Annotated in this window: 1 protein-coding gene; it reads right to left on the bottom strand. The window is 64.1% G+C overall.

What is annotated here, in order from left to right; translation table 11 throughout:
* Positions 1–387, bottom strand: a 387-nt coding sequence (locus AP234_RS00140; protein ID WP_152990141.1) for a helix-turn-helix domain-containing protein, incomplete at its 3' end; no start/stop codon positions are given.
* Positions 388–633: the final 246 nt, after the last annotated feature.

Below are 633 nucleotides of genomic sequence, written 5' to 3'. Positions count from 1 at the left end.
GTCGTGGCCGCCGTGGCGTTGGCCGCGTTCGAGGCGGGCGGCGCTGATGATGAAGTTGGCGACGATCTGGCGTCCGCCGTCGGACATCTCGGCCAGGGCGCGCAGGGCCTCCCGGTTGAGGCCCGACTCGCCGATTAAGGAGGACGCGGTCACCTGGTCGGCGGTGACTTCAGCCTCCTCATCGTCGCCGAAGTAACCGATCGGCACGCCGAAGAACTTCGCCAATGCCTTTAGCGTCTTGAGCTGAGGGTTGTCCGACCTCCCCGTCCGCAGCTTCCAGATCGTGGTCGACGACAGATCCTCGCCCGTCGCCTCGGAGATCACCGCTGCGGCCTCAAGATTGTTCTTCGGCGGTCTGCTGCCCGCCGGCCAGCGGTTCTGGATCAACCACTCGATCTTGTCGGCGAGGGACCGTGTGGTGTTCGCCGTGCTCGGATCGTCAGCCACTGCTCACCACATCAGCTTCGAGCGACACGCGCCCCGCTTCATCACTTTTAGTTGACAGTCGATGACGGTGGGTGCCTATCCTGCTCTCGTCATCAACTTCAGTTGATGGAGTCCGCCTCTCCACGCCCGAAGGTTACCGATGCCAGCCACACCAATGCGAGCACCCGACGAGAGCGCAGCGCGCCA

Origin of the sequence: Sphaerimonospora mesophila (assembly GCF_001417795.1) — a bacterium.
Lineage (GTDB): Bacteria > Actinomycetota > Actinomycetes > Streptosporangiales > Streptosporangiaceae > Sphaerimonospora > Sphaerimonospora mesophila.
This window is presented reverse-complemented; position numbering and strand designations above follow the sequence as displayed.